Here is a 12,292-nt window from a genome sequence, read left to right as displayed (position 1 = left end):
GCGCGACTGGCAACTTTTACCCGCACTCTGCCATACTTCGTCTCGACTCGCTCAATTGCCCGTTGCAAAATCGTGCGTTGCTGGGTAAAGTGGCGAATACCCAGGGTTGTGGTTTCCCTAAATAAAATATCTTCACAAACGGTTAATTTTTCCGGTGGGCAGATCACCGTAAGTAATACCCCAGGACGAGATTTTTTCATGCCAATGGCTTGGGTGAATACATCCAACGCCCCAGCATTAAATAACACATCGAAGACATACCCAATCACTTGGGGATTTAAGTCATCAATTTGGGTTTCTATCACACAAACGGTTTCTTGGCAAGGGTCATCATTGATGAGAGTAGCTGTATCTCGTCCCTGAAGCTGAATACCAAACTCGGAGGCTTCTCCAATCCAGAGTCGCAGGATATTCGGAATCGCTAATTCAATGCTTCCCGCGCCATGACCAATCTTGTGCAGAATCATCGCCGGAGGCAGTCCAAATTGAGTGGCAAGGGTGACAGCAATGGCTGCACCAGTTGGCGTGACTAATTCGCGATCGATACCGTTACTGTAAATAGGGACTTGCCGAGATTCCCATAATTTCAAAACAGCAGGAACAGGAACAGGCAATCGACCATGGGCAGCTTGTACTGTACCGCCGCCTGTGGGTAAGGAAGAACAGTAGAGTCGGTCAATGCCCAACCAATCCAACCCCAAACACGTACCGACAATATCCACTAAGGCATCTGTCGCTCCCACTTCATGGAAATGCACGGTTTCAGGTGTCATCCCGTGAACAGCCCCTTCTGCCTCTGCCAAGTTGCGAAAGATTGCCAAACTCCAATCCACGACTTGTGAGGGTAATCCAGCGGTTGTAATTAGGTGTTCAATATCTGCCAGGTGTCGGCTATGCTCATGGTCTGACGGTTCAGCGTGATCATGGTGATGGGCTTGAGTGAGCAAATTTACATGGACTTTAGTTGCTAATTGACCTTGGCGGTGGACGGGTTCTGACTCTAACCGATACTCATGGTCAATTCCCAACCCTTTTAACTTTTCACTTAAATACTCTAACGGCACTCCTGCTGCCACGAGTGCCCCTAAGCACATATCACCAGCAATTCCACTCTGACAGTCTAGATAGGCGAGCTTTGGCATTACGTTTTGAATCCTGAAGGGTCTACATCTATTGTAGGGAACGGGGAATGGGGAGCAGAGGGAGCTGGGGGAGCTGGGGGAGCTGGGGGAGCTGGGGGAGATTGTGTAGGGGCGGGTTTCACTACTATCTTTTTGGTTGCACCCAGATGTAACTAAACCCGCCCCGACTTTACGTAGCTTCTCAAGGAAGGGAGTATGACCAATGACAAATGACCAATGACAAATGACCAATGACCAATAACGATTAAAAATGTTTTAAGTAATGTTACTGGTGCGTGGTATGATCGCCTATGGCTAGATGCGATCCAGCCAATTTTGATGGACTAGCGTTTGCTGCTGCCTGTGAACTTGTCAGACAAATCTGTACAACCCAAGCCCACACTGGAGGAAAGTCCACCAGGAAGTTCTCATACTTCCCCTGAAAGTTCCTCAATGCAAGAGTACTACCAACTAAAACAAACCTTGTTGGCGGTCACTCTGGTAATGACAGGGGTGATTTTTGTCTCTGTCTGGATTTTCTACTCACTCAACATCGCCTTGAATTATTTGATCGGGGCGTGCGTTGGTGTGGTTTACTTGAGAATGTTGGCGAAAGACGTTGAGCGGTTAGGTGTCCAAAAGAGGCGTCCGAGTTCAACTCGGTTGGCTTTATTGATTGGGCTATTAGTCGTTGCCAGTCAATGGCAGAGTTTACGCATTCTGCCCATATTTTTAGGATTTCTGACGTATAAAGCTGCGCTTATCGCTTATATGCTGCAAAGCACCTTGTTGCCTACGTCGAAGTAAGTTCCCCTTGTCAGGGCAGCCAACGCATCCAAACAGTAGGGTAGGCTACACCCGAACTTAACGCCTGTGGACAAAGGAGACAATTCCTTTGGATGAAGCAGGAAACAGACTTAGCAATTGTTCGATGGACAATTGTGAATCATGTCTATGTAGTAGTTTCAACCAAAGGATAGAAGATAGCTGGGGAACTCCGGATGGAAATGATAGATGGTTTGGCGTTCTATAATGCTTTCCCCCTTGCTGAATTAGAAGTTGGTCAGCACCTGTACTGGCATATTGGTAATTTGAAGGTTCATGGTCAGGTTTTTATTACCTCCTGGGTCGTGATTGCCATTCTTGTCATTGCCTCGATTGCGGGGACACGCAACATTCAGCGAGTTCCCAGTGGTCTCCAAAATTTTATGGAGTATGCCCTGGAATTTTTGCGGGATTTAGCCAAAAATCAGATCGGGGAAAAAGAGTATCGTCCCTGGGTGCCCTTTGTGGGGACGTTATTTTTGTTCATTTTTGTGGCAAATTGGTCTGGGGCACTTGTTCCCTGGAAGCTGATTGAGCTGCCTGAAGGTGAATTAGCGGCACCAACCAGTGATATTAATACTACAGTGGCGTTTGCGCTGCTGACCTCCTTAGCGTATTTTTACGCGGGTCTGAGCAAGAAGGGCTTGGGGTATTTTGCTGGTTATGCCCAACCAACTCCCATCCTACTGCCGTTTAAGGTTCTGGAAGATTTTACCAAACCTCTCTCCCTCAGTTTCCGTCTGTTTGGCAACATTTTGGCAGATGAACTGGTGGTGGCAGTATTGGTGCTGTTGGTTCCCCTGTTCGTACCTCTCCCGGTGATGGCATTGGGTTTATTTACCAGTGCGATTCAGGCGCTGATCTTTGCTACCCTAGCAGCGGCTTATATCGGGGAGGCGATGGAAGATCATCATTAGCGATTTGAGGCTAGTGATTAAGATTTGCCACTTCCATCTCGTGAACAATCAAAGAATTCAGCTATGTCTAGCGAATTAGTTTAGGGTAAGCGTTTCACGCACGTTTGTTTGTTATTTAGTCAAAAGTCAAAAGCGAGGAAAAATATCATGGACCCATTAATTTCTGCTGCATCTGTTATTGCTGCTGCTTTAGCTGTTGGTTTAGCAGCAATTGGTCCAGGAATCGGTCAAGGTAATGCGGCAGGACAAGCTGTAGAAGGGATTGCCCGTCAGCCTGAAGCTGAAGGAAAAATTCGGGGAACTTTACTCCTGAGTTTGGCATTCATGGAAGCGCTGACAATTTACGGTTTGGTGGTTGCTCTCGTCTTATTATTCGCTAACCCCTTCTCGTAACGCTTTATGCCATAAGAGCATTCAGACCCCAATGACTGAGGTCTGGATGCTATTGATCTGGAGGGTTATTGAAAACGAAAACGCTATCCCATCCCAACTGAAAAGCTAAGGATTTTGTGCGCTGTGGGATTACCAAAACATCATGATACATTGGACAATTTTACTAGCTGTTGAAGCAGCAGAAGAGGCAGCAGAAGGAGGGTTATTTGATTTTGATGCCACCCTACCTCTGATGGCATTGCAATTTTTAATTTTGGTGGCGATATTGAATGCGGTTTTTTATAAGCCACTCAGTAAAGCCATTGATGGACGGGATGACTACATCCGCCAGAACCGATTAGAAGCACGGGAACGGTTAGAAAAAGCTCAGAATCTGGCGAAACAGTATGAGCTAGAACTAGCAAACACTCGTCGCAAGTCACAAGAGACTATTGCCGCTGCTCAAGCTGACGCTCAGAAAATAGCGGCGGAAAAAATGGCTCAAGCTCAAGCGGAAGCCCAGGCACAACGAGAGCAAGCCCAAAAAGAAATTGACCAACAAAAAGCTGAAGCGATGGCATCCTTAGAACAAGAAGTGGATTCGCTGTCACGTCAGATTCTGGAAAAACTGATCGGACCAGAGTTGGTTAAGTAATGTCGGCTTTATCAGGGTAGCGAAGCAGGGGTTTGCGAGAGGTTAACCCCTAGTCTTTTGTCTGTGGTGTGATCAAAAATAATGCCGGACGAAAACTATAGCCCGTTTAAACGTTACCCAGCGTTAGCGGTAAAGCCGCATAGCAGTTCTCAATTAAAGCAGGTGTATATGGCTATTATGGGTAGTTTTTCAATGTTAGCTACCGCAGAAGGAGGATTTGGTATCAACCTCGATATTTTAGAAACCAATGTAATTAACTTGGTGATTATTATCGGGGTACTGATTTACTTTGGGCGATCATTTTTAGGGAAGACCCTATCGGAGCGACGTTCCAGTATTGAAGACGCCATTAGCGATGCCGAAAAGCAGAAGGACGACGCCGCCGCCGCCTTAGCAGATGCCCAGCAAAAGCTGGCACAAGCGCAAGCGGAAGCCGGAAAAATTCGGGCAAAGGCAGAAGAAAATGCCAACGCCGCTAGAGAATCAATGTTGGCTGCATCGGCTAAAGATGTGGAACGGATGAAAGCGTCAGCCGTTCAGGATTTAAACTCAGAAAGGGAACGCGCGATCGCACAACTTCGCCAGCAAGTGGTTGCCCTAGCGATGGAGCGTGTCGAGTCCCAACTTAAAAGTCAGTTGGATGACTCGGCACAGCATACATTAGTTGACCGCAGCATCGAGCGAGTAGGAGCCAGATAATCATGAAAGGAAGTTCATTTAGTGCTGAGGTGGTTGAGCCTTATGCAGAGGCGTTGATGTCTGTGGCTCAAGAACATAACCTCGTGGATAAATTCGGTGAAGATGTTGCCGCGTTGCTCGATACTTTGAAAGAATCAGAGGAGTTGCAGCAATTTTTAGGCAATCCGATTGTCAAAGCCGAGGACAAAAAAGCGGTCTTAGAACAAATCAGCGGGGATCAAATTCACCCCTACATGGTGAATTTTTTAAAGATTCTCGTAGAGCGGCGGCGCATTCTGTTTTTGAGGGACGTATGTAAGCAGTATCAGGCACTTTTGCGAGAGTTAAAACAAGCAGTTTTAGCTGAAGTCGTCTCTGCTGTTGAACTCAATGACGACCAAAAGCAGGCGGTGCGTCAGAAAGTTCTCACCATGACCAATGCCCAAGATGTAGAACTAGATACCCAAGTTGACGCCGATTTACTCGGTGGTGTGATTATTAAAGTGGGGTCTCAAGTGGTTGATGCCAGTCTGCGTGGACAACTGCGTCGTATTGGTATGAGCTTGAGTCGTTCGACTTAAATGTCAAACGTCATGTTCCAGATGTAGCAGTCTACGTCTGTGATAAGTCATAAGCTAAATTCACAAGGCAAATGACGTAGCTTGCTTCTCGCGAAAGCGAGTATGACCAATGACAAATGACCAATGACAAAGGACAAAGGACAAAAAAGTAGAGGGATTAGTTGAATGGTAAGCATTAGACCCGACGAAATTAGCAGCATTATTCGTCAGCAAATTGAACAATACGACCAAGAGGTCAAAGTCTCTAACGTGGGTACCGTCCTGCAAGTCGGTGACGGCATTGCCCGGGTCTATGGTTTAGACCAGTGCATGGCTGGGGAACTGGTCGAGTTTGAAGATGGTACAGTGGGTATTGCCCTGAACTTGGAAGAAGATAATGTGGGTGTCGTGCTGATGGGCGAAGGGCGCGACATCCAGGAAGGGAGTTCTGTAACGGCTACCGGGAAAATCGCTCAAGTTCCCGTGGGTGAAGCACTCATTGGTCGTGTTGTCGATGCGTTGGCACGACCCATTGATGGCAAGGGAGAGATTCAAAGCGGCGAATCTCGTCTAATTGAATCCTCAGCACCGGGTATTATTGCACGGCGTTCCGTGTATGAACCCCTGCAAACAGGGATTACCGCGATTGACGCGATGATTCCCGTGGGACGGGGACAACGGGAGTTAATTATTGGCGATCGCCAAACCGGAAAAACCGCGATCGCGATCGATACAATTCTCAACCAGAAAGAAGAAGACGTTATCTGTGTCTACGTCGCTGTCGGTCAAAAGGCATCTACCGTGTCTCAAGTTGTCGGTGCACTGGAAGAGAGAGGCGCATTAGATTACACCGTGATCGTTGCCGCTAACGCCAGTGACCCCGCCACCCTGCAATATCTGGCACCCTATACCGGAGCCTCAATTGCCGAATACTTTATGTATAAGGGCAAAGCGACGCTGGTTATCTACGATGACCTATCCAAGCAAGCCCAAGCCTATCGCCAGATGTCCCTGCTGCTGCGCCGCCCACCAGGTCGGGAAGCCTATCCTGGGGATGTATTCTATCTCCACTCTCGCTTGTTAGAACGGGCTGCCAAGCTGAATGACGACTTGGGTGGGGGCAGTATGACCGCGCTGCCAATTATTGAAACCCAAGCCGGTGACGTATCCGCCTATATTCCCACCAACGTGATTTCGATCACTGACGGTCAGATCTTCTTGTCGGCTGACTTATTTAACTCCGGTCTACGTCCGGCGATTAACCCTGGGATTTCTGTATCACGAGTGGGTTCTGCGGCTCAAACCAAAGCCATTAAAAAAGTGGCAGGTAAGCTGAAACTAGACTTGGCACAGTTTGATGACCTGCAAGCCTTCGCCCAGTTTGCCTCAGACTTAGACAAAACCACCCAAGACCAATTGTCACGAGGTGTACGGTTACGGGAACTGCTCAAGCAACCCCAATACTCACCCTTGTCTGTGTATGAGCAAGTCGCCCTCGTCTATGCGGGTATCAATGGCTACTTAGATGACATTGAGGTGGAGAAAGTCACCGCCTTTACCAAGGGGCTGCGGGACTACTTAAAGACCAGCAAACCGCAGTTTGCTGAGATTATCAAGGATAAGAAAGTCCTCACTGAAGACGCCGAAAACCTGCTCAAGGAAGCTTTGGCTGAGTACAAGCAGACTTTCTTAGTCTCTGCGTAATGGGTTCATGGTTCATGGTTCATCGGTAATACGCCATGAACCATGGATAATCAACAGTTAACAATAAACAAACTATGCCTAATTTAAAAGCGATTCGCGATCGCATAAAATCCGTCAAAAATACTCAGAAAATTACCGAAGCGATGCGTCTGGTGGCAGCCGCGAAAGTGCGTCGCGCCCAAGAACAGGTGACATCGACTCGTCCCTTTGCTGATCGCTTGGCACAAGTCCTCTACGGGTTGCAGAACCGTCTCCGGTTTGAAGAGGCAGACTTACCCTTGCTCAAACAACGGGACGTCAAATCTGTTGGCTTACTCGTCGTGTCCGGCGATCGCGGTTTGTGTGGCGGTTACAATAATAACGTGATCCGCCGTGCCGAAAACCGCGCCAAGGAACTCCAGAAAGAAGGCATTGACTACAAATATGTCTTAATCGGGCGCAAAGCCATCCAATACTTTGAGCGCCGGGAGCAGCCGATTGATGCCAAATACACAGGCTTAGAGCAAATTCCCACCTCAACTGAAGCCTCAATGATTGCCGATGAATTGCTGTCATTGTTCCTATCGGACACCGTGGATCGGGTTGAACTGGTTTATACCAAGTTTGTCTCCTTAATTAGTTCTCGCCCCGTGGTACAAACCTTGTTGCCTTTAACCGCTCAAGGATTAGAAGCCCAAGATGATGAAATCTTCCGCCTCACCACTCGCGGCGGTGACTTTGAGGTGGAACGGGAAAAAGTGACTACAGAAAATCGTCCTTTACCTCGTGACATGATCTTTGAACAAGATCCAGTCCAAATTCTGGATGCCTTACTGCCGTTGTATTTGAATAACCAGTTACTGCGGGCATTACAAGAATCAGCCGCTAGCGAATTAGCCGCCCGGATGACGGCGATGAACAACGCCAGTGATAATGCCAGCGAATTGATTGGCACTCTCAGTCTGTCGTACAACAAAGCGCGACAAGCTTCCATTACTCAAGAAATTCTGGAAGTCGTTGGCGGTGCCAGCGCTCTTGGTGGTTAGCCGTAGGGGAGGTAGGGGCGCAAAGCTTTGCGCCCGCGCCCCGCGCCTATAGTTTAATATTTATGTAGAGACGTAGCCTGCTACGTCTCTACCACTAATATCGCCCCTTCCCAATAATTGCCAGAAGCTGATGAAAACATCAACAGAGCAAAATACCTCAACCTTATACAATCAAGATTATCACCTCTGGCTAGAGACAACGATACAACAACTCCGCTCCAGAGAATTTACCCATGTTGATTGGGAAAATTTATTGGATGAATTGGAAAGCATGGGAAAAAATAATAGAAGAGCGGTTAAAAGTCTCTTGACCCGACTTTGGGAACACTTGCTCAAGCTGCGTTACTGGGAATCAGAAAAAGAATACAATAAAAATAAGTGGAAATCCGAAATCACTACATTTCGGCAACAGATTCGAGATGAATTGTCAGATAGTCCCAGTTTAAAACCTTACTTAGTAGAAATTTTCCCTAACACGTATCAGGATGCCAAAAAAGTCATAGCGCGTTTAATGGATAAACCCATACAATTTTTCCCAGAAGCTCCTCCCGCATCGAGTGAAGATGTGTTAAAGGAAGATTGGTTTTTTGAAGACTTGTAGGGGCGCCATTGGTGTAAACTTTAACGCCCGATTTTGTCACCCCCTTTATTGCTTGGCTGCTATTCCCCACACCCTAAACCCTATTCAGCACCCATAAAGGCGGTAGTTAACCAGGATTTGGTATCAGTAGCGGCAGGTTTGACTATGATCTTATGTTTCCTGACAACAGATGTGAATAAACCCGCCCTGCTCCCAAGAATTAACCTACCCCAAACAACCAACATTGTAGAGACGTAGCATGCTACGTCTCTACAATGTGACGGATCTGAATTACCAACCCTTTTCAGCTTGCTCTAACACATAAGCGGCAACGTCTTCAATGTCGGAATCGCTTAAGCGTCCGATAAAGGCAGGCATAGCCCCTTTGCCATTTTTGGCTTGGTAGACAATCTTCTCGATGGAGTCCATGCCATACTTCTCCAAGGCATCCTTTTTCAGGGTCTTATTTGCCATAACAATGTTGTTGCCCCCTATATGGCAAGCGGCACAGTTGGCAGCAAAGATTTTGGCACCCTTTACCGTATCAGCAGCTAGAGCCGGACGGCTGAATGCCAAACCAAACACAGCGACGGCAAGTAAAATGATGGACAGAATTTTCTTCAATGTAGTTCTCCTCTTCTCAAAACAGACAGTAAGTATTATTGCTCAATTATCAATTGCAGCAATGTGGGACAGAATTGACCTAATCCATCAATCCAATGCTATAGGCATGATGCAATAGTGTCTGCCTTTCTACAAATTTTACCAGGATACGCGCCTAATCCAGAGTTTCGTGCCAAGTCAAATAGCCGAGACGTCGGGAAGCTGGGGTTGTAGAGACGTTCCGGTGGAACGTCTGGGAGCTGGGGAAGCCGGGGGAGAAAAAATTAAATTAGAGCTTGAGCGATGAATCATCAATCTGGAAAATTGATTAAATTTTTAAGGAAAGATTAAGTTTGAAAACGGTTTGTAATAAATTTCATACTATTTGATACAAAACTCAAATATGCCCGATTTTCTTACGATAAATATCCCCAATTGGTGAAGTAAATCACACCTTACTGATTGGCAAACGCCTAAAATATTATAAACGTTGCGGTTAAGCCGTGAACTTAAATATATTTAGTCACGTAAAGGGAAACCTAAAATGACAGCCAAAAAGCTTCATCAGCAAGAGAGTTCTTATAATTATCAAAGCAAGGGACAAGTAAATACAGGATTCAAAGAGGCTGTAGGGATAGAGACTTTAGGGAATCTAGGGATTGGGCAGCAAAACTTTGTGAATAGGAATTTGGAGCGAACGCTTAAAGAATTATCAGATTTAGAATTTGCGTTAGATCGAGCCGCAATTGTGGCGCTTACCGATAAACAGGGCGTGATTCACTATGTCAATGATAAATTTTGCGAAATATCACAATATCGTCGAGAAGAGTTAATTGGCAAAACTCATCGTTTGATCAAATCTGGTCATCATCCGCCAGCATTTTTTAAAGAATTCTGGACGACGATCGCATCGGGCAAAGTCTGGAAAGGCGAAATCAAAAATAAAGCTAAAGACGGAACCTATTATTGGGTGGATACTACCGTTGTTCCCTTTTTGAATGAACAGGGAGAAATCTACCAATATTTAGCCATTCGCTTTGATATCACCGAGCGCAAGCAGGTTGAGGAAGCCTTACAACGATCAGAACTGAAGGCGCGACAACAAGCACAACAACTCGAAGAGGCATTGGAGAAGCTTAAACAAACCCAAAGTCAACTGATTCAAAGCGAAAAAATGTCCAGCGTGGGTCAACTGCTGGCTGGAATTGCCCACGAAATTAATAATCCGGTCAATTTTATTTATGGCAATCTAGTTCATACTCGCGAGTATGTTAACAGTGTGTTACAGGTTGTGGCGCTTTACCAGAAACATTGTCCCGCAGAAATACCGGAGATTGCAGCCGTTATCGAGGAAGAGGATATCGAGTTTATTGTTGAAGATTTACCCAAAATGGTGTCGTCTATGCAAATCGGAGCCAACCGCATTCGAGACATTGTGCTGTCATTGCGGAACTTCTCGCGTCTGGATGAGCAGGAGATGCAACCGGTTGATATTCATCAAGGGTTAGATAGTACCTTATTGATTTTGCACAATCGCTTAAAAGCCAAAGCTGAACGCCCGGAAATTCAGGTGATTAAAAATTATGGGGATTTGCCGCCTGTAATGTGTTATGGCAGTCAGCTTAATCAAGTGTTTATGAATTTGATTGCCAATGGGATTGACGCCTTGGATAATCAGCCTGAACCGCGAAAAATTACAATTTCCACAGCCGTACAAAGTGGGGAATATTGGCAGAAGCAGGGGATACTTTCAGAGTGCGATCGCACTTCTCAGACGCCGTGGGCGGTGATTACCATTGCTGATAATGGACCCGGAATGCCAAAAGCGACTCAGGATCACTTATTTGATCCCTTCTTTACCACCAAACCTACGGGGAAAGGCACAGGGTTAGGGTTATCCATCGCCCATAATATCGTTGTGGAAAAGCATCAGGGTCAAATCCGCTGTATTTCCCAGGAGGGAAAGGGAACTCAGTTTATCGTGGCGATTCCCTTGGTGCAGTAGGGATGGGAGATGGAAGCAGGAGGAGCGGGGGGAGCTGGGGAAGCGGGGGGAAACGAATGACAAATGACGTAGCTTGCTTCTCGCGAAGCGAGTATGACAAATGACGTAGCTTGCTTCTCGCGAAGCGAGTATGACAAATAACGAATGACAAATAACGAATGACAAATCTGCCAAAATAGGAACAAAGGGTTTAAATGCACAGGCGATGGCGTGGACAATAGGGCAGAAACTACACAATGGTCAATACACCATTGAAAAGACATTAGGCAAGGCGGGTTTCAGTATTACCTACCTAGCGACAGATGCACAAGGAAACGAACTGGTGATCAAAACGCTGAATGAGGATCGACTCAAAAAGCTTACTCCTGTACGTCGGGAAAGTCTCAAATGTAAGTTTGTCAATGAGGCGCGGCGGCTAGAAGGCTGTCGGCATCCTCATGTCATCAAGGTGTACAAGACATTCGTTGAAGGACAGTTTTTTTGTCTGGCGATGGAGTACATTCAGGGAAAGAGTCTAGGGAACCTGTCTCAACGAGTGTTACCCGAAAAGGAAGCGTTGAGTTATATCCAGCAGATGGGGGAAGCGCTGATCGCTGCCCATCAGCAGGGATTGCTGCATCAGAATGTGAAACCTGCCAATATTATGGTGAGGGCGGGTCAATATCAGGCGGTACTGATTGATTTTGACCTGGGCGGGAAATTTGAGTATCCTTTAACCTTGGGATGGCAAGATGAAGTCTTTGCCCCGATTGAACTCAAGTCGAAGACGCGATCGCGCGGAACCTTTACGGATGTCTATTCTCTGGCTGCAACGCTGTATGTACTCTTAACCGGGAAGCTACCCGCCACCTCTAGCGATCGCCAAAAGGGTAAGGCGGATTTAATTCCCCCAAAACAGATTAATCCTCACATTTCTCAACGTGTCAATAAAGCGATTTTGGCGGGAATGAAACTCGAACCCGAAGCACGTCCCAAGTCGGTGCTGGATTGGTTAAAATTGTTGGGACTACAGCGAGGTGGTGTGATTTCTGGATTAGCCAAACAACCCCGTTGGGCAATGGTTGTCGGGATTTTAGGGATAGTTGGCATCGTCGCTGGCGTGGTATCTGCCAGTCTGGGAGGAACAGAATTTTGGGAGAATATTATCCCTGAATCCTCTCCAGACGCCAACCCCTCCGTCTCATCCCCCTTATACTTAAAATCACCAGAAACCGAAGAATAACTCTGCGATCGCGCGATTGATCCTA

General features: G+C 46.6%; 13 protein-coding genes. 11 read left to right on the top strand and 2 right to left on the bottom strand.

Translation table 11 applies throughout. The features are described 5' to 3' along the window. A partial coding sequence (larC, locus tag ACLFWI_RS16790) for a nickel pincer cofactor biosynthesis protein LarC (RefSeq protein WP_446413860.1) occupies nt 1-1,142 on the bottom strand: 1,142 nt, incomplete at its 3' end. 432 nt (nt 1,143-1,574) lie between these two features. Between larC and ACLFWI_RS16785 the strand changes: the two genes are divergently transcribed. The 9 genes from ACLFWI_RS16785 (at nt 1,575) to ACLFWI_RS16745 (ending at nt 8,458) form a co-directional block, all read left to right on the top strand. Then, a complete protein-coding gene (locus ACLFWI_RS16785; RefSeq protein ID WP_006101893.1) occupies nt 1,575-1,928 on the top strand; it encodes an ATP synthase subunit I in 354 nt (117 codons plus the stop codon). 194 nt (nt 1,929-2,122) lie between these two features. After that, nucleotides 2,123-2,863 (top strand): F0F1 ATP synthase subunit A, encoded by a 741-nt coding sequence (gene atpB, locus ACLFWI_RS16780; RefSeq protein WP_446413859.1) that lies wholly within the window; start codon nt 2,123-2,125, stop codon nt 2,861-2,863. Nucleotides 2,864-3,010: 147 nt separating this feature from the next. Next, entirely contained in the window at nt 3,011-3,256 is a 246-nt protein-coding gene (gene atpE, locus ACLFWI_RS16775; RefSeq protein ID WP_006102085.1) for an ATP synthase F0 subunit C, read from the top strand. A 142-nt stretch (nt 3,257-3,398) separates the two neighbouring features. Then, on the top strand, nt 3,399-3,890 hold the full coding sequence (locus ACLFWI_RS16770) for a F0F1 ATP synthase subunit B' (RefSeq protein WP_446410065.1): 492 nt from the start codon (nt 3,399-3,401) through the stop codon (nt 3,888-3,890). A 177-nt stretch (nt 3,891-4,067) separates the two neighbouring features. Continuing rightward, nucleotides 4,068-4,589 carry a F0F1 ATP synthase subunit B gene (locus ACLFWI_RS16765; protein ID WP_446413861.1) on the top strand — a complete coding sequence of 174 codons (522 nt, stop codon included), beginning with the start codon at nt 4,068-4,070 and terminating at the stop codon, nt 4,587-4,589. Nucleotides 4,590-4,591: 2 nt separating this feature from the next. Next, the gene (atpH, locus tag ACLFWI_RS16760) at nt 4,592-5,149 is read left to right on the top strand and encodes an ATP synthase F1 subunit delta (protein WP_446410064.1); all 558 of its coding nucleotides are present in this window, start codon (nt 4,592-4,594) and stop codon (nt 5,147-5,149) included. A 165-nt stretch (nt 5,150-5,314) separates the two neighbouring features. Next, nucleotides 5,315-6,832, top strand: a complete 1,518-nt coding sequence (gene atpA, locus ACLFWI_RS16755) for a F0F1 ATP synthase subunit alpha (protein WP_446413858.1) — start codon at nt 5,315-5,317, stop codon at nt 6,830-6,832. Between the two features lie 74 nt (nt 6,833-6,906). Next, nucleotides 6,907-7,857 carry a F0F1 ATP synthase subunit gamma gene (locus ACLFWI_RS16750; RefSeq protein WP_446410062.1) on the top strand — a complete coding sequence of 317 codons (951 nt, stop codon included), beginning with the start codon at nt 6,907-6,909 and terminating at the stop codon, nt 7,855-7,857. Between the two features lie 130 nt (nt 7,858-7,987). Continuing rightward, on the top strand, nt 7,988-8,458 hold the full coding sequence (locus tag ACLFWI_RS16745; protein WP_446413857.1) for a DUF29 domain-containing protein: 471 nt from the start codon (nt 7,988-7,990) through the stop codon (nt 8,456-8,458). A gap of 270 nt (nt 8,459-8,728) precedes the next feature. Here ACLFWI_RS16745 and petJ read toward each other — a convergent pair whose 3' ends face one another. Continuing rightward, nucleotides 8,729-9,061 carry a cytochrome c6 PetJ gene (petJ, locus tag ACLFWI_RS16740; protein WP_446410424.1) on the bottom strand — a complete coding sequence of 111 codons (333 nt, stop codon included), beginning with the start codon at nt 9,059-9,061 and terminating at the stop codon, nt 8,729-8,731. Nucleotides 9,062-9,584: 523 nt separating this feature from the next. Between petJ and ACLFWI_RS16735 the strand changes: the two genes are divergently transcribed. Then, nucleotides 9,585-11,045: a PAS domain-containing sensor histidine kinase gene (locus ACLFWI_RS16735; protein ID WP_446413856.1), complete on the top strand. Its 1,461-nt coding sequence runs from the start codon at nt 9,585-9,587 to the stop codon at nt 11,043-11,045. Nucleotides 11,046-11,250: 205 nt separating this feature from the next. Beyond that, entirely contained in the window at nt 11,251-12,267 is a 1,017-nt protein-coding gene (locus tag ACLFWI_RS16730) for a serine/threonine protein kinase (RefSeq protein WP_446413855.1), read from the top strand. The last annotated feature ends 25 nt before the right edge of the window (nt 12,268-12,292 follow it).

Origin of the sequence: Coleofasciculus sp. (assembly GCF_046539235.1) — a bacterium.
GTDB lineage: Bacteria > Cyanobacteriota > Cyanobacteriia > Cyanobacteriales > Coleofasciculaceae > Coleofasciculus.
The sequence above is the reverse complement of the archived record's forward strand: the minus strand, read 5'-3'. Positions and strand labels throughout refer to the sequence as shown.

Coding starts and splice junctions, on each gene's coding strand:
- ACLFWI_RS16770 (WP_446410065.1), top strand. CDS start 3,399: ATGATACATTGGACAATTTTACTAGCTGTTGAAGCAGCAGAAGAGGCA.
- ACLFWI_RS16735 (WP_446413856.1), top strand. CDS start 9,585: ATGACAGCCAAAAAGCTTCATCAGCAAGAGAGTTCTTATAATTATCAA.
- atpE (WP_006102085.1), top strand. CDS start 3,011: ATGGACCCATTAATTTCTGCTGCATCTGTTATTGCTGCTGCTTTAGCT.
- ACLFWI_RS16750 (WP_446410062.1), top strand. CDS start 6,907: ATGCCTAATTTAAAAGCGATTCGCGATCGCATAAAATCCGTCAAAAAT.
- ACLFWI_RS16765 (WP_446413861.1), top strand. CDS start 4,068: ATGGGTAGTTTTTCAATGTTAGCTACCGCAGAAGGAGGATTTGGTATC.
- atpH (WP_446410064.1), top strand. CDS start 4,592: ATGAAAGGAAGTTCATTTAGTGCTGAGGTGGTTGAGCCTTATGCAGAG.
- atpA (WP_446413858.1), top strand. CDS start 5,315: ATGGTAAGCATTAGACCCGACGAAATTAGCAGCATTATTCGTCAGCAA.
- ACLFWI_RS16730 (WP_446413855.1), top strand. CDS start 11,251: ATGGCGTGGACAATAGGGCAGAAACTACACAATGGTCAATACACCATT.
- ACLFWI_RS16785 (WP_006101893.1), top strand. CDS start 1,575: ATGCAAGAGTACTACCAACTAAAACAAACCTTGTTGGCGGTCACTCTG.
- atpB (WP_446413859.1), top strand. CDS start 2,123: ATGGAAATGATAGATGGTTTGGCGTTCTATAATGCTTTCCCCCTTGCT.
- ACLFWI_RS16745 (WP_446413857.1), top strand. CDS start 7,988: ATGAAAACATCAACAGAGCAAAATACCTCAACCTTATACAATCAAGAT.